At 75.7% G+C, this 14,649-nt stretch carries 16 protein-coding genes; 10 read left to right on the forward strand and 6 right to left on the reverse strand.

The window, feature by feature from the left end:
- Positions 1 to 62: 62 nt before the first annotated feature.
- The 3 genes from rsgA to ACFO3M_RS18340 all read left to right on the forward strand — a co-directional run bounded on the left by rsgA (position 63) and on the right by ACFO3M_RS18340 (position 2,905).
- Positions 63 to 1,094 (forward strand): ribosome small subunit-dependent GTPase A, encoded by a 1,032-nt coding sequence (gene rsgA / locus ACFO3M_RS18330; RefSeq protein ID WP_387992121.1) that lies wholly within the window; start codon positions 63 to 65, stop codon positions 1,092 to 1,094.
- Positions 1,095 to 1,172: 78 nt separating this feature from the next.
- Positions 1,173 to 2,432, forward strand: coding sequence for a phosphoribosylamine--glycine ligase (gene purD / locus ACFO3M_RS18335; RefSeq protein ID WP_387992123.1), 1,260 nt, complete (start codon positions 1,173 to 1,175; stop codon positions 2,430 to 2,432).
- The gene (locus tag ACFO3M_RS18340) at positions 2,429 to 2,905 is read left to right on the forward strand and encodes a hypothetical protein (RefSeq protein WP_387992166.1); all 477 of its coding nucleotides are present in this window, start codon (positions 2,429 to 2,431) and stop codon (positions 2,903 to 2,905) included. Before purD ends, ACFO3M_RS18340 begins: the two co-directional genes overlap by 4 nt.
- On the opposite strand, the gene ACFO3M_RS18345 is transcribed toward ACFO3M_RS18340, so the two are convergent.
- Entirely contained in the window at positions 2,809 to 4,248 is a 1,440-nt protein-coding gene (locus ACFO3M_RS18345; protein ID WP_387992126.1) for an AI-2E family transporter, read from the reverse strand. The two genes, ACFO3M_RS18340 and ACFO3M_RS18345, sit on opposite strands and share 97 nt — an antisense overlap.
- Before the next feature lie 101 nt (positions 4,249 to 4,349).
- Between ACFO3M_RS18345 and purB the strand changes: the two genes are divergently transcribed.
- From purB to ACFO3M_RS18360, 3 genes are read left to right on the forward strand one after another with little or no spacing between them, the layout of a single operon-like run.
- Positions 4,350 to 5,657 (forward strand): adenylosuccinate lyase, encoded by a 1,308-nt coding sequence (purB, locus tag ACFO3M_RS18350; protein ID WP_387992128.1) that lies wholly within the window; start codon positions 4,350 to 4,352, stop codon positions 5,655 to 5,657.
- Positions 5,654 to 6,517 carry a phosphoribosylaminoimidazolesuccinocarboxamide synthase gene (locus tag ACFO3M_RS18355; protein ID WP_387992131.1) on the forward strand — a complete coding sequence of 288 codons (864 nt, stop codon included), beginning with the start codon at positions 5,654 to 5,656 and terminating at the stop codon, positions 6,515 to 6,517. Before purB ends, ACFO3M_RS18355 begins: the two co-directional genes overlap by 4 nt.
- Entirely contained in the window at positions 6,517 to 7,272 is a 756-nt protein-coding gene (locus ACFO3M_RS18360) for an alpha/beta fold hydrolase (protein WP_387992133.1), read from the forward strand. Before ACFO3M_RS18355 ends, ACFO3M_RS18360 begins: the two co-directional genes overlap by 1 nt.
- A gap of 9 nt (positions 7,273 to 7,281) precedes the next feature.
- On the opposite strand, the gene ACFO3M_RS18365 is transcribed toward ACFO3M_RS18360, so the two are convergent.
- The 3 genes from ACFO3M_RS18365 to ACFO3M_RS18375 all read right to left on the reverse strand — a co-directional run bounded on the left by ACFO3M_RS18365 (position 7,282) and on the right by ACFO3M_RS18375 (position 9,027).
- Complete coding sequence (locus tag ACFO3M_RS18365) at positions 7,282 to 7,677, reverse strand: hypothetical protein (protein ID WP_387992136.1); 396 nt, start codon at positions 7,675 to 7,677, stop codon at positions 7,282 to 7,284.
- Positions 7,678 to 7,766: 89 nt separating this feature from the next.
- Positions 7,767 to 8,201: a hypothetical protein gene (locus ACFO3M_RS18370; protein WP_387992139.1), complete on the reverse strand. Its 435-nt coding sequence runs from the start codon at positions 8,199 to 8,201 to the stop codon at positions 7,767 to 7,769.
- A gap of 286 nt (positions 8,202 to 8,487) precedes the next feature.
- Entirely contained in the window at positions 8,488 to 9,027 is a 540-nt protein-coding gene (locus ACFO3M_RS18375; RefSeq protein WP_387992142.1) for a hypothetical protein, read from the reverse strand.
- Positions 9,028 to 9,201: 174 nt separating this feature from the next.
- Here ACFO3M_RS18375 and purS point away from each other — a divergent pair, with 174 nt between their 5' ends.
- Genes purS through ACFO3M_RS18395 form a run of 4 tightly spaced genes read left to right on the forward strand, consistent with a single transcriptional unit; the run spans position 9,202 to position 12,835 of the window.
- Positions 9,202 to 9,441: a phosphoribosylformylglycinamidine synthase subunit PurS gene (gene purS, locus ACFO3M_RS18380; protein WP_387992145.1), complete on the forward strand. Its 240-nt coding sequence runs from the start codon at positions 9,202 to 9,204 to the stop codon at positions 9,439 to 9,441.
- Between the two features lie 3 nt (positions 9,442 to 9,444).
- Positions 9,445 to 10,116: a phosphoribosylformylglycinamidine synthase subunit PurQ gene (purQ, locus tag ACFO3M_RS18385; protein WP_387992148.1), complete on the forward strand. Its 672-nt coding sequence runs from the start codon at positions 9,445 to 9,447 to the stop codon at positions 10,114 to 10,116.
- The gene (purL, locus tag ACFO3M_RS18390; protein WP_387992151.1) at positions 10,113 to 12,446 is read left to right on the forward strand and encodes a phosphoribosylformylglycinamidine synthase subunit PurL; all 2,334 of its coding nucleotides are present in this window, start codon (positions 10,113 to 10,115) and stop codon (positions 12,444 to 12,446) included. Before purQ ends, purL begins: the two co-directional genes overlap by 4 nt.
- A complete protein-coding gene (locus ACFO3M_RS18395; RefSeq protein WP_387992154.1) occupies positions 12,446 to 12,835 on the forward strand; it encodes a sterol carrier family protein in 390 nt (129 codons plus the stop codon). Before purL ends, ACFO3M_RS18395 begins: the two co-directional genes overlap by 1 nt.
- Before the next feature lie 57 nt (positions 12,836 to 12,892).
- On the opposite strand, the gene ACFO3M_RS18400 is transcribed toward ACFO3M_RS18395, so the two are convergent.
- The gene (locus ACFO3M_RS18400) at positions 12,893 to 13,051 is read right to left on the reverse strand and encodes an MFS transporter small subunit (RefSeq protein WP_387992157.1); all 159 of its coding nucleotides are present in this window, start codon (positions 13,049 to 13,051) and stop codon (positions 12,893 to 12,895) included.
- Positions 13,048 to 14,466, reverse strand: a complete 1,419-nt coding sequence (locus ACFO3M_RS18405) for an OFA family MFS transporter (RefSeq protein ID WP_387992160.1) — start codon at positions 14,464 to 14,466, stop codon at positions 13,048 to 13,050. The genes ACFO3M_RS18400 and ACFO3M_RS18405 overlap by 4 nt, the downstream gene beginning before the upstream one ends.
- Positions 14,467 to 14,649 lie beyond the last annotated feature (183 nt).

The raw sequence follows: 14,649 nt of genomic DNA on the forward strand, positions 1-14,649 counted from the left end.
GACTGGCGAGTCTCTGAGAATTGGGAGGACACCGCGCTGACCTGCGCGGGACCATCCACCCCGTGACACATCTCTCAGGGATCGGCTGGTCCCGGGCGCGTCTGGAGCAGCTCCCGCCGGGGACCGAGCCCGGACGGGTGGCGCGGGTCGACCGCGGCCGGCTGACCGTGCTCACCGCCGACGGCGAGCGGCGCGTGCACCCCGCCGCCGCGCTGCACGACCCCGACGGCGTGGCGGCACCCGCGGTCGGCGACTGGGTGGCGCTGCGCGGGGAGCTCGCCGTCGCGCTGCTGCCCCGCACCTCGGCGTTCACCCGCACGGTCGCCGGGCGCACCTCCGCCGCACAGGTCGTCGCCGCGAACCTGGACCTGGTCCTCGTCGTCGACGCGCTCGCCGGCCCGACCCGGGCCCGCCGCGTCGAGCGCTACCTCGCCGTCGCGTGGGGGAGCGGGGCGACGCCGGTCGTCGTCCTCACCAAGGCCGACCTGTGCGACGACGTGGCCGCCGCCGTCGCGGAGGTGGCCGAGGACGCCGTCGGCGCGCAGGTGCTGGCCGTCAGCGCGCGCACCGGCGCGGGCCTGGACGCGCTGCGGGCGCTGCTCGGGCCCGGCGTGACGGCGGCGATGGTGGGGCCGTCCGGCGTCGGGAAGTCCTCGCTGGCCAACGCGCTGGCCGGCCGCGAGGTGGCGCCCACCCGGGAGATCCGGGAGGCCGACGGCCGCGGCCGGCACACCACCACCTCCCGCGAGCTGCACGTCCTGCCCGGCGGCGGCCTGCTCGTCGACACCCCCGGCATGCGCGAGCTCGGCCTCCACGACGACGAGGGCGTGGACACCGCCTACGCCGACGTCGCCGAGCTGGCCGCCCACTGCCGGTTCCGCGACTGCGAGCACCGCACCGAGCCCGGGTGCGCCGTCGCCGCGGCGATCGACGAGGGCCGGCTCGACCCGGGCCGCCTGCTGGGCTGGCGCAAGCTGCAGGCCGAGGCGCGCCGCCAGCTGCTGCGGGCCGACGCCCGCGCCCGCGCCGCCGAGCACCAGCGGGTCAAGGCGCTGCACCGGGCGTACCGCTCCCAGCCGAACCGGGTGCGGTAGCAGGCCCCGTCCAGGGCACCGCCCCGAGCGTGCGAGGGGTGGGGAGGACGGGGTCCTCCATGGGTAGGGTCGCGGTCCGTGCGCGTGCTCGTGATCGGCTCCGGTGCCCGGGAGCACGCCCTGTGCGTCGCTCTGCAGTCCGACCCCGCGGTGACCGCGCTGGCCTGCGCGCCGGGCAACGCGGGCACCGCCCGCATCGCCGAGCAGGCCGCGCTCGACGTCGCCGACCCGGTGGCGGTGGCCGCGCTGGCCACCGGCTGGGCCGCCGACCTGGTCGTCGTCGGCCCCGAGGTGCCGCTGGTCGCCGGCGCCGCCGACGCCGTCCGCGACGCCGGCGTCGCCTGCTTCGGCCCGTCGCAGCAGGCCGCGCAGATCGAGGGCAGCAAGTCCTTCGCCAAGCACGTCATGGCCGCCGCCGGGGTGCCGACCGCCCGCTCCTGGCCCGTCGGCGGGCCCGCCGAGCTGGAGACGGCGCTCGACGAGGCAGGCGCGCCGTACGTGGTCAAGGACGACGGGCTGGCCGCCGGCAAGGGCGTCGTCGTCACGACCGACCGGGACGCCGCGGTCGCCCACGGGCACCGGGTGCTCGACGCCGGGGGAGCGGTGCTGGTCGAGGAGTACCTCGACGGCCCCGAGGTGTCGCTGTTCGCCGTCACCGACGGGACGACGGTGCTGCCGCTGCTGCCCGCGCAGGACCACAAGCGCCGCGACGACGGCGACGCCGGCCCCAACACCGGCGGGATGGGCGCCTACGCCCCGCTGCCCTGGGCGCCGCCGGGCCTGGTCGACGAGGTGCTGGCCACCGTGCTGCAGCCGACCGTCGACGAGATGCGCCGCCGCGGCGAGCCGTTCAGCGGGCTGCTCTACGCGGGCCTGGCGCTGACCTCGCGCGGTGTGCGGGTGGTCGAGTTCAACGCCCGCTTCGGCGACCCCGAGACCGAGGTCGTGCTGCCGCTGCTGGAGACCCCGCTGGCCGGGGTGCTGCACGCCGCGGCCACCGGCACGCTCGCCGGCCACCCGCCGCTGCGCTGGCGGTCCGGCGCGGCCGTCACCGTCGTCGTCGCCGCCGCCGGCTACCCCGAGGCGCCGCGCACGGGCGACCCGGTGACCGGCGCCGACGGCGAGGGCGTGCTGCACGCCGGCACCACCGTCGACGCCGAGGGGACCGTCCGCTCGGCCGGCGGGCGGGTGCTCGCGGTGACCGCGACCGGCGCCGACCTCGCCGCGGCGCGGCAGGCGGCCTACGAGCGGGTGGCCGCCGTCCGGCTCGCCGGCGCGCACTGGCGCAGCGACATCGCGCTGGCCGCCGTCGAGGGCCGGATCGCGGTCCCGGGATGACCGACCCGGCCGACGCGGTCTGGAACCGCGCCTGCGACCCGGACGGGCCGTCCCCCCACCCCGGCGACGCCGCCCTCGCCGCGGTCCTCCTCTGCCACGGGATGGCGGTGAACGGCGGCCTGCTGCACGCGGTGCAGGGCCTGGAGCCCGATCAGGTCGAGCGGGCGGTGGCCGGGTTCCGGCTGTTCGGGCTGGACGCGGCCGCGGAGGCCGTGGCGGACGTCGCGCGGCAGGCCACCGGGCTGGGGGAGGACGACCTCGACGCCGCCGAGCGGCTGGAGGTCGAGGCGGACCGCCGCTACGCCGCCGCGCTGCCCGAGTGGGACGAGACGGTCGAGCAGGCCTTCCGGGAGCACCTCCGCCGCTCCCCCGGGGACTACGCGCCCGTCCAGCCCCGGACCCCGACCGCCGGGCGGGCCCGCTCCGGGCGCGGCTCGGGCGGCCGCGGGCCGTCGTGGCGCCGGGACAGGTAGGTGCCGGCGACGTTCGCGCAGGCCACCACCGGCACCGCGATCAGCGCGCCGAAGATCCCGGCGACGAGCAGGCCGGCGGCGATCGCCAGCACGACCGCCAGCGGGTGCACGTGCACCGCCTTGCCCAGCAGCAGCGGCTGCAGGACGTGCCCCTCGAGCTGCATGACCAGGACGACGATCGCCAGCGCGATCAGCGCCTTGATCGGGCCGACGGCGACCAGCGCGACCAGCACCGCGATCGAGCCGGCCAGGAACGACCCGATGATCGGGATGAACGCGCCGAGGAACACCAGCGCGGCCAGCGGGATCACCAGCGGCACGCCGAGGACCGCCAGGCCGATGCCGATGCCGACGGCGTCGACCAGCGCCACGGCGACGGTGGCGCGGACGTAGGAGATGAGCGTGCGCCACGACCGGCGGGCGGCCTCGTCGATGAACGCGCGCGAGTCGCGGGGGAACAGGCCGACCAGCCACAGCCAGATGGACCGGCCGTCCTTGAGGAAGAAGAAGAGCGTGAACAGCGCCAGGACGACGCCGGTGAACACCTCGCCGACCGTGGCGGCCGTGGTGAGCGCGCCGGTGGCCAGCGTCTCCCGGTTGGACACGATGGCGTCCTGGGCGGCGGTCACCGCGTCGTCGATCTGCCGCTGGGTGACCGGGAAGGTCTCGACGACGAAGTCGCGGATCTGGTCCAGGCCCTGGCTGACCTGGTCGGCGAGGTCGGAGAAGCCGGCGCTGAACCGCTCGACGACCAGCGTGATGATCCCGGCGACGACGGCCAGCCCGACCAGCAGCATCGCCATTGCGGCCAGCGACCGCGGCCACCCGCGCCGGATGAGCGCGGCCGCACCCGGCTGCAGCAACGCCGCCAGCAGCAGCGCGACCATGACCGGGACGATCACCACGGCGACGTACGCCGCCGCGTAGAGCAGCACGTACAGCCCCGCGAGGACGACGATCAGCCGCCACGACCAGGCCGCCGCCGTGCGCAGCGCGCCGGGTACCGCGGCGTCGCCCTGCGGGGCCTCGCGGCCCGGGCCCAGCAGCCGGCGGCCGCGCTCGGCGGCCCGGTGCGGGCGCCCGCCTTCCGGGGGGCCGCTCACCCCGCCCGCGCCCAGCGGCCCGTCGAGGTCGGGGGCGCCGGGCTCGGGACTGCCGAGCGGCGGCTCACCGTCGGCCAGCGGGTCGACGGGACCGGCGTCGGCCTCCTCGTCGTACACCTCGTCGTGCACCAGGATCGCCCGGTCGTCGTCGCGCTCGGGCCACGCGTGCGGGTCCCGCTCACCCGCCGCCCGGATGCGCTCACGCGCGCGGGCGACCAGGGAGCCGGCCTGTCGCAGCATGGGGTCCTCCGCGGTCGGTGGGGGCCGTTCTCGATCACGCTAGCGCTGCGGGAGGATGCTCCCGTGTTCCGACGACTCGACCGGCTGCCGGGGGTACCCGCGTGATCGACCGCTACACGCTCCCCGAGATGGGCCGGGTCTGGAGCGACGAGCACAAGTACGAGCTGTGGTGCCGGGTGGAGACGCTGGTGCTGGAGGCGCACGCGGCCGCCGGGCGGGTCCCGGCCGACGTCGTCGAGCCGGTGCGCAACGCCCCGCCGCCGACCGCCGCCCGCGTCGCGGAGATCGAGGAGACGACGCAGCACGACGTCATCGCCTTCCTCACCGCCTGGGCCGACAACACCGAGCCCCGCTCGGCGGCGGCCTACGTGCACCACGGCATGACGTCGTCGGACCTGCTCGACACCGCGCTCGCCGTGCAGCTCACCGAGGCCACCGACGTGCTGCTGGCCAAGGCCGACCGGCTGGTCGCCGCGCTGCGCCACCACGGCCTGGCGCACCGGGAGACCCTGCGGGTCGGGCGCACGCACGGCGTGCACGCCGAGCCGGTGGTGTGGGGGCACCGGGTGGCCGACCTCGCGTTCGCGACGGCCCGCTCCCGCGACCGGCTGCGCGCGGCGCGCGAGCGGGTCGGCGTCGTCGCGATCTCCGGCGCCGTCGGCACCTACTCGCTCATCGACCCGTCGGTGGAGGTCGTGGTCGCCGAGGCGCTCGGGCTGCGGCCGGCCGACGCCTCCACCCAGGTGGTCATCCGCGACTCGATCAGCGAGTGGGTCGCCGCGCTGGCGGTCATCGCCACCGTCTGCGAGACCATCGCGCTCGAGGTCCGGCACGGGCAGCGCACCGAGGTGCGGGAGCTGTCGGAGGCCTTCGGCTCCGGCCAGAAGGGCTCCAGCGCGATGCCGCACAAGAAGAACCCGATCCGCTCGGAGCGGATCGCCGGGCTCGCGCGGGTGGTGCGTGCCGCCGTCGTCCCGGTGATGGAGGGCATCCCGCTGTGGCACGAGCGGGACATCTCGCACTCGTCCACCGAGCGGGTGTTCCTCCCCGACGCCGCGATCACCACCGACTACCTGCTGCACCTGACCACCGGCCTGGTGGAGAACCTGGTCGTCGACGTCGACCGGATGCGGGCCAACCTCGACCTCACCGGCGGGCTGATCTACACCTCCGCCGTGCTGCTGGAGCTGGTCGAGTCCGGGCTCTCGCGCGAGGACGCCTACGCGCTGGTGCAGGGCGCGGCGATGGAGACGTGGAACTCCGGGACGCCGTTCCGGTCGACGCTGCGGACCCGCGCGGACTCCTCCGGCGTGACGCTCGACGAGCCGCGGCTGGACGAGATCTGCCGCCCCGAGGGCTACGTGCGCAACCTCGGCCCGCTGTTCGACCGGCTGGCCGCGCTGACGTGACCGTGGACCTGCCCCTGGTCGCCCGCGGCAAGGTGCGGGAGGTCTACGACGCCGGCGACGACCGTCTCCTGCTGGTCGCCTCCGACCGGATCTCGGCCTACGACCACGTGCTGCCGACGCCGATCCCGGACAAGGGTCGGGTGCTCACCCAGCTGTCGGTGTGGTGGTTCGAGCAGCTGACGCCGGTGCTGTCCGCGTTCGGCGCCACCCACCACCTGGTGTCGGCCACCGACGTGCCGGCCGGCGTCGCCGGGCGGGCGATGCTCGTGCGGCGGCTGGACATGCTGCCGGTCGAGTGCGTGGCGCGGGGCTACCTGTCCGGCTCGGGGACCGTCGAGTACTCGCGCACCGGTTCCATCCGCGACGTGACGCTCCCGCCCGGGCTGGTCGAGGGCTCGCGGCTGCCGGAGCCGGTGTTCACGCCGTCGACGAAGGCCGAGGTGGGGGAGCACGACGAGGCGATCGACTTCGCGCGCGTGGTGTCCCTCGTCGGCGCCGCGCGGGCGGAGGAGCTGCGGGAGCTGACGCTGGCGCTGTACCGGCGGGGCGCGGAGGTCGCCGCGGGGGCGGGCATCCTGCTGGCCGACACGAAGTTCGAGTTCGGCCTCGGTGCCGACGGCGGCCTGGTGCTCGGCGACGAGGTGCTCACGCCGGACTCGTCGCGCTTCTGGCCGGCGTCGTCGTGGGCGCCCGGGGCCCCGCAGCCCTCGTTCGACAAGCAGTACGTCCGCGACTGGCTGACCTCCTCGGGCTGGGACCGCGTCTCGCCGCCGCCGGAGCTCCCCGACGACGTCGTCGCCGCCACCCGCGAGCGCTACGTCGCCGCCTACGAGCAGCTGACCGGCACCTCCTTCCGCTGATGCGGACGCGCGCGGGCATCGAGTACCGCTCCGGCGGGTCGGGCGGGGACCTGCTCCTGCTGCTGCACGGGCTCGGCGCGACCGGCGCGGTGTGGGACCGGCTGCTGCCGCTGGTCGAGCGGTCCTGGCCCGGGTCCTGGGCGGTCCCCGACCTGCGCGGGCACGGCCGCTCGGTGGCCGAGCCGCCCTACGGGTACGCGGTGCACGCCGCGGACGTGGCCGCGGTGGCGGCCGACCGCGGGGCCACGCGGGTGACCGTGCTCGGGCACTCCTTCGGCGGCGTCGTCGGCGCGGTGCTCGCCGGCGGCTGGTACGGCGTCGACGTCGTCCGGGTCGTCGCCGTCGGGGTCAAGATCGACTGGACCGACGACGAGGTCGCGCGGGCCCGCTCGCTGGCCGGCCGCCCGCCGCAGGTGTTCCCGACCGCCGCCGAGGCCGCCGCGCGGCACCTGCGGCTGGCCGGGCTGACCGGACTCGTGGACCCGGCCTCCGAGGTGGCGCTCGCCGGGGTCCGCGAGGCCGGCGGCGGGTTCACCGCGGCGCTGGACCCGCGCGCGTTCGGCGCCGTCGGCCCGCCGGTCGAGGAGGTCCTGTCCCGCGCGGAGGCGCCGCTGCGGCTGGCCGCCGGCGCGGCCGACCCGATGGTCGGTCTCGACGCGATGCGACGGGTCGACCCCGGCGCGGTGCTGCTCGAGGACGCCGGGCACAACGCGCACTGGGAGCGCCCGGACGAGGTCGTCGCGCTGCTGCGCTGACGGCGCCGGTCAGATCGACGCGGCCGGCGACTCGGCGCCGAGCCACTCGCGGAAGACCGGCACGACCCGGTAGGCGTAGGTCTGGGTGGTCCACCCGCGGGTGTCCGTGCAGCTCGTCGTCGTCACGACGCCGGCGGTGCCCGTCCCCGACACCGGGCCGCCGGTGCAGGTGCCGCTGGTCACGGGACTGGGACCGGTCCCGCTGTAGCGGCGGACGACGTAGCCGGTGACCGGCTGGCCGGCGAGGGTGACGGCGGGCCAGGAGACGGTCACGGTGCCGGTCAGGCCGTTGCGCGAGAGGGTGGGCAGGGGACCCGGCGACAGCGCGGTGGCCGCGGCGTCCGGGCCGCCACCGCCGGAGGCGACCCAGCCGGCCGACGCCTGCTGGGGGCCGGCGAGCAGCACGGCACACGCGAGGGACGCGACCAGGGCGCCGGCGCGTACGGGCAGCGGAGCTCGCGGTGCACGGCGCGCGGCGGAGGTCCCGGTGGCCATCAGGCGCTGGTGCCGGTCAGCGTCACGGGCACGGTGAAGGTGGCGCGCTGGCACTCGTTCGGTGCGGTCGGCAGCATCCGCACGACGTCCGGGAACGTCACCGTCTGGACCGGCGAGTCCGCCGCGAGCCGGATGGGCTGGGCGAGGGTCACGGTGGTCTGGACGGGGACGACGCTGCCCGCCGCGCAGCCGCCGGTGACGGTCCCGTACTGCACGGTGGTGAGGGTGACGGCGTAGGGGTTGGGGTTGCGCAGCCGCAGGACGACGTCGCCGGTGCCCCCGGGGTAGAGGTCGGCGACCGGCTCGGCCTGGTCGTCGACGAGGATCGGCTGCGCGCTCAGGGCCGTGGCGTCGGCGTCCCCGTCGCCCTGCGCGACCCAGGCGGCCGTCGCCGCCCCGCCGCCGCCGAAGAGGACCGTGCCGGCCGCGACCACCGCCAGCCGGCGGCACGCGCGGGACCGCGTCCGGGCGTGGCGGCCGCTCGCGGGGCGGGCGTGGCGTGCGGGAGCAGGCCGTGCCGGAGCGGCGCGGTGCCGCCCTCGCGACTGGCGGGTGCTCACGGGACCTCCGGCGGATGACGTGGGCTGCGGGGGACCTCGACCCCGGCAGGCGGACCATCGGCTCGGCGCGGCCGGTGCTCGAGGGACCGCCGGGACGGGACCGGGACGGGTCGGTGCCACCGCCCGGCCGCCGCGCGGTGCGCCGGCCGGGCGGGACGGGTCAGGCGACCTGGAGGCCCTCGACCGTGACGCGGACGCTGAAGGTCGCGCCCTTGCACTCGTCTGGCGCGGCGAAGGTCATGGCGACGGCGTCGGCCAGCGTCAGCTCGTGCCAGTTGCCGTCGGAGAGCGTCACGGAGCCGGGGATCGGCATCGAGGCCGCCACCGCCGAGACGCTGTCCTGCGGGCAGTCGCCGCCGGCGGTCACGGTGCCGAACCTCGCGGTCTGCAGCACCACCGGATAGGGGTTGGGGTTGCGCACGCGGACCACCACGTCACCCGTCGCGCCCGGGTACAGGTCGGCGACCGCCGCGGCCTGGTCGTCGACCTGCAGCCGGTCGGGGGCGATCGCCTGCGCGTCACCAGGGCCCTCGCCGGAGATGCTCCAGGCGGCCATGGCGGCGCCACCGCCGAGCAGCACGACGCCCCCGACCGCGGCAGCGGTGACCCGGCGCCGGCGGGACGTCGGGCGCCGGTGGGACGTGGGAGCCGACCCGGCCTCGACGGCGCGGTGCCGGCCCTGGGACTGGCGGATGCTCACGGGTGTCTCCGGTTCCTCGGCGGTCCGGGACGGTCGCCCGGCTGGGGTTAGGTCGCCCGAGCAGGTGACCTTGACCACGCCGGGTGGCTCCTCACCCCCGGGGGTGAGGACGGGGGTGCGGGTCACCTCCCCGGCGGCGACCGGGTGCCCACGGGGACCGGTTAGCCTGGAGCCGTGCCGCAGGTGGTCGTCGACGTCGTCCTCAAGCCGGAGATCTCCGACCCGCAGGGGCAGGCGGTGCTCGGCGCACTCGGCCGCCTCGGCCACACGCAGGTCACCGGGGTCCGCCAGGGCAAGCACTTCGTCCTCGACGTCGAGGGCACCCCGGACGAGGCGGAGCTCAAGCAGATCGCCGAGACGCTGCTGGCCAACCCCGTCATCGAGGACGTCGAGCTGCACCTGCCGGGGGCCTGAGCCGTGCGCATCGGTGTCATCACCTTCCCGGGTTCCCTCGACGACGTCGACGCCGCCCGCGCGGTGCGGCTGGCCGGCGCCGAGCCCGTCGTCCTCTGGCACGCCGACCACGACCTCGAGGACGTCGACGCCGTCGTCCTGCCCGGCGGGTTCTCCTACGGCGACTACCTGCGTGCCGGCGCCATCGCCGCCCGCGCGCCCCTGGTGCAGGACGTCGTCGACCGGGCGCGGAAGGGCATGCCGGTCCTCGGCATCTGCAACGGCTTCCAGATCCTCTGCGAGGCGGGGCTGCTGCCCGGCGCGCTCACCCGCAACAGCCACCTGCACTTCCGCAACCGGGACCAGCGGCTGCGCATCGAGCGGGCGGACACCGCGTGGACCTCGGCCTACGCCGAGGGCCAGGAGATCGTCGTCCCGGTCAAGAACGGCGAGGGCCGCTACGTCGCCGCGCCGGCCGAGCTCGAGCGGCTCGAGGGCGAGGGCCGGGTCGCGGTCCGGTACGTCGGCGGCAACCCCAACGGCAGCCTGCGCGACATCGCGGGGGTCACCAGCGAGGACGGCCGGGTCGTCGGGCTCATGCCCCACCCCGAGCACGCCGTCGAGGACCTCACCGGACCGTCGACCGACGGGCTCGGCTTCTTCACCAGCGTCCTGAAGGCGGTCGTCAGCGCATGACGCAGGGTCTCTCCGACCTCGACACGGGCCCCGGCCCGCTGGCCGACCGGCTCGACACCGTCGCGCTCGCGGAGAGCACCCCGGACGTCGGGCAGCCCTTCGCCGAGCTCGGACTGAAGAGCGACGAGTACGCGCGGATCCGCGACATCCTCGGCCGCCGGCCCACCACCGCCGAGCTGGCCATGTACTCGGTGATGTGGAGCGAGCACTGCTCCTACAAGAGCTCCAAGGTGCACCTGCGCCGGTTCGGCGACCTGCCGCGCAGCGAGCACCTCCTGGTCGGCATCGGCGAGAACGCCGGCGTCGTCGACGTCGGCGACGGCTACGCGGTCACCTTCAAGGTCGAGTCGCACAACCACCCCAGCTACGTCGAGCCGTACCAGGGCGCGGCCACCGGGGTCGGCGGCATCGTCCGCGACATCCTCACCATGGGCGCCCGGCCGGTCGCCGTCATGGACTCGCTGCGCTTCGGCCGGGCCGACGCCCCCGACACCGCCCGGGTGCTGCCCGGCGTCGTCGCCGGCGTCGGCGGCTACGGCAACTGCCTGGGCCTGCCCAACATCGGCGGCGAGCTGCTGTTCGACGAGTGCTACGCCGGCAACCCGCTGGTCAACGCACTGTGCGTCGGCGTGATGAGGCACGAGGACGTCCGCCTGGCCAAGGCCGAGGGCGCCGGCAACAAGGTCGTCCTGTTCGGTGCCCGCACCGGCGGTGACGGCATCGGCGGCGTGAGCGTGCTGGCGAGCGAGACCTTCGACCAGGAGGGTCCGGCCAAGCGGCCGAGCGTGCAGGTCGGCGACCCGTTCACCGAGAAGCTGCTCATCGAGGCCTGCCTGGAGATCTTCGCCGCCGACCTGGTCACCGGCATCCAGGACCTCGGCGGCGCCGGGCTGTCCTGCGCCACCTCCGAGCTGGCCAGCGCCGGCACCGGCGGCATGCACGTCGACCTCGACCGCGTCCCGCTGCGCGACAGCACCCTGACGCCCGCCGAGATCCTCATGAGCGAGTCGCAGGAGCGCATGTGCGCGATCGTCGAGCCGGCCAAGGTGGACGCCTTCCTCGCCGTCTGCCGCAAGTGGGACGTGCTGGCCACCGTCATCGGTGAGGTCACCGACGGCGACCGGCTCACCGTCGACTGGCACGGCGAGCGCATCGTGGACGTCCCGCCGCGCACCGTCGCCCACGAGGGCCCGGTCTACGAGCGGCCGATGCAGCGCCCCGCCGACCTCGACGCCCTGCAGGCCGACGACCCGGCCGCGCTGCCCCGCCCGGCCACGCCTGAGGAGCTCACCGCGCACTGGCTGGCCGTCGTCGCCAGCCCCGACGGCGCGGACAAGACCTGGGTGACCGAGCAGTACGACCGCTACGTCCGCGGCAACACCGTGCTCGCCCAGCCCGACGACGCCGGCGTGGTCCGCATCGACGAGGACACCCACCGCGGCATCGCCCTCGCCCTGGACGGCAACGCCCGCTTCACCCGGCTGGACCCCTACGCCGGCGCGCAGCTCAACCTCGCCGAGGCCTACCGCAACGTCGCCGTCACCGGCGCCCGGCCGCTGGCGGTCACCAACTGCCTGAACTTCGGCTCCCCCGAGGAGCCCGAGGTCATGTGGCAGTTCGCCGAGGCCGTCCGCGGCCTGGCCGACGCCTGCCGCGCCCTCGGCCTCCCGGTCACCGGCGGCAACGTGAGCCTCTACAACCAGACCGGCGACGTCGCCATCAACCCGACGCCGGTCATCGGCGTCCTGGGCGTGCACGACGACGTCCGCACGCGGGTCCCCACCGGCTGGCGGGCCGCCGGCGAGACCGTGCTGCTGCTGGGCGAGACCCGGCCGGAGTTCGGCGGGTCGGCGTGGGCGAGCGTCGTCCACGGCCACCTCGGCGGCCGCCCGCCGGCCGTCGACCTCGAGGCCGAGCGCACCCTCGGCGAGCTGCTCGGGGCCCTGGGCCGCGAGGGCCTGGTCACCTCCGCGCACGACCTCGCCGACGGCGGCCTGGCCCAGGCGCTGGCCGAGTCCGCGCTGCGGTACGGCACCGGGGCGACGCTGCGGCTCGGAGACGACGCGTTCACCGCGCTGTTCAGCGAGTCCGGCGCCCGCGCCGTCGTCACCACGACCGACCCCGACGCGGTGCGCACCACCGCCGAGTGGGCCGGCGTCGCGGTCACCGAGCTCGGCACCACCGACGGCGACGTCCTCGCCGTCGAGGGCGTCGGCGAGCTGCCGCTGGCCGAGCTCCGGGCGGCGTGGACGGCGACCCTCCCGGCGCTGTTCGGGTCGCCGGAGGCCACCGTGGGCACCGTCCCGGCGGGCACCGTCCCCACCAGCTGATGCCCGCGCAGCAGCCGATCCCCGCCGAGGAGCTGCGCGCCGCCGTCGACGCCGTCCGCCCCTGGCTGGCCGGGGAGGCCGAGCAGCCCCCGCGGTCGGTGCTGGGCGCTGCGGTGAAGACGACCGCGCGGTGGCTGGCCCAGCAGGTGCCCGGCCGCTCGGTGGAGCTGCGGGTGCCGCCGCACGTCGCCGTCCAGCTGGTGCCCGGGCCGCGGCACACCCGGGGCACCCCGCCGAACGTCGTCGAGACCGACACGGCCACCTGGCTGCGGCTGGCCACCGGCGGGCTCGGCTGGGCCGAGGCCGTCGCCGGGGGGCTGGTCAGCGCCAGCGGCAACCGCGCCGACCTGTCCGCCCACCTGCCGCTGCCTCCGCTGCGGCGGGCGTGACGACGTGCAGGTCCGCGGAGGTGCACGGCGCACCTCCGCGGACCTGCACGGAGGACCTCAGCCGGTGAACAGCGTCAGCGCGGTCTTGACCGTCTGGTACAGCCCGTAGGCCAGCGGGACGCCGACCAGCGTCCACGCGAACGCGATCAGCCCGGTGGGCGTGTGCACGGGCTGCTGCCCGTCGGGCGAGGTCGTCTTCGACAGCGGCGTGCTCATCGGGCGGCGCTCCGTTCCGGGGTCGAGGGGGCGGCCGGGGCGGCGTCGCGGTGCGGCTCGTGCCACTTGCTGGCCACCGGTCGCACCAGCAGGTTCGCGACGAACCCGACGGCGAGCAGGCCGACCATGATGAACAGCGCCGGCCGGTAGTTGGCCGCCACCAGGCTGCCCGGCTCACCCTGGGTGTCCAGGACGCTGTTGACGATCAGCGGCCCGGCAACACCGGCCGCCGACCACGCGGTGAGCAGCCGGCCGTGGATGGCGCCCACCTGGTAGGTGCCGAACAGGTCGCGCAGGTAGGCCGGGACGGTGGCGAACCCGCCGCCGTAGAACGAGATGATCACCGCGGCGAGCAGCACGAACACCCAGGTGGCGCTGTTGCCGATGGTGGCCAGCGCGACGTAGAGCAGCAGGCCGACGCCGAGGTAGACCATGTAGATCGGCTTGCGGCCGATGTAGTCCGACGTCGAGGACCACACGAAGCGGCCGGCCATGTTGCCCAGCGACAGGACCCCGACGAAGCCGGCCGCCGCGGTCCCGGCCACCAGCGACGTGTCCCCGGTGCGGAAGAAGTCCTGGATCATCGGCGCGGCCTGCTCGAGGATGCCGATGCCCGCTGTGACGTTGCAGAACAGCACCACCCAGAGGAGCCAGAACTGCGGGGTCTTGATCGCGTTGTTGGCCGAGACGCTCTCGGTGGTGACCAGGGCCTTCTGCTTGATCGTCGACGGGTCGAAGCCGGCGGGCTTCCAGCCCTCGCCGGGCACCCGCACGATGGAGGCGCCGAACATCATGAAGACCAGGTAGAGCGCGGCGAAGGTGAAGAACAGCGCCGCGACGGCGTCCCCGTTCGGCACCGAGCCCTGGGTGCCGGGGTCGTAGGCCGGGTCGTACCAGCTCATCACCTGCCGGGACAGTGGCGAGGCGATCAGCGCGCCGCCGCCGAAGCCCATGATGGCCATGCCGGTGGCCAGGCCCGGCCGGTCGGGGAACCACTTGATCAACGTGGAGACCGGCGAGATGTAGCCGATGCCCAGGCCGATGCCACCGATGACGCCGTAGCCGAGGTAGACCAGCCACAGCTGGCGGGTCTCGATCCCCAGCCCGCCCACGAGGAAGCCGGTGACCCAGAGGCAGGCCGCGGTGAACATCGCCGCGCGGGGGCCGTTGCGGTCGACCCACGTCCCGAACAGGGCGGCCGACAGGCCCAGCATGACGATGGCGATCGAGAAGATGATGCCGATCGCCGTCAGCGACGTGTCGAAGTGCTCGACCAGCGCGGGCTTGTAGACGCTCGTGGCGTAGGCCTGCCCGATGCACAGGTGCACCGCCAGGGCCGCCGGCGGGATCAGCCAGCGGTTGAAGCCGGGACGGGCGACGATGCGCTCACGGCGCAGGAAGCCGGGCAGCGCCACGGGGGACCTCCACGGGGACGACGACTGTGGGGAACGCTACGGCCGGGTCCGGGAACCTGCCCGTCGGGGCGGGGTTCCCGGCCAGCGGGAGCAGCGGGCGCGGACCCCGCCGGGCCGCCCATAGGCTCCCGGCATGGCCTACGAGGTGAGGGGCGTCGTCGCCCGCGGCAAGGGAGAACCGGT

Origin of the sequence: Geodermatophilus arenarius (assembly GCF_042654585.1) — a bacterium.
In the GTDB taxonomy this organism is placed as follows: domain Bacteria; phylum Actinomycetota; class Actinomycetes; order Mycobacteriales; family Geodermatophilaceae; genus Geodermatophilus; species Geodermatophilus arenarius.

Excerpts from the sequence above, each read along its gene's own strand:
- ACFO3M_RS18400 (WP_387992157.1), bottom strand. The coding sequence starts at position 13,051 with ATGAGCACGCCGCTGTCGAAGACGACCTCGCCCGACGGGCAGCAGCCC.
- ACFO3M_RS18360 (WP_387992133.1), top strand. The coding sequence starts at position 6,517 with ATGCGGACGCGCGCGGGCATCGAGTACCGCTCCGGCGGGTCGGGCGGG.
- purL (WP_387992151.1), top strand. The coding sequence starts at position 10,113 with ATGACGCAGGGTCTCTCCGACCTCGACACGGGCCCCGGCCCGCTGGCC.
- ACFO3M_RS18345 (WP_387992126.1), bottom strand. The coding sequence starts at position 4,248 with ATGCTGCGACAGGCCGGCTCCCTGGTCGCCCGCGCGCGTGAGCGCATC.
- ACFO3M_RS18340 (WP_387992166.1), top strand. The coding sequence starts at position 2,429 with ATGACCGACCCGGCCGACGCGGTCTGGAACCGCGCCTGCGACCCGGAC.
- ACFO3M_RS18395 (WP_387992154.1), top strand. The coding sequence starts at position 12,446 with ATGCCCGCGCAGCAGCCGATCCCCGCCGAGGAGCTGCGCGCCGCCGTC.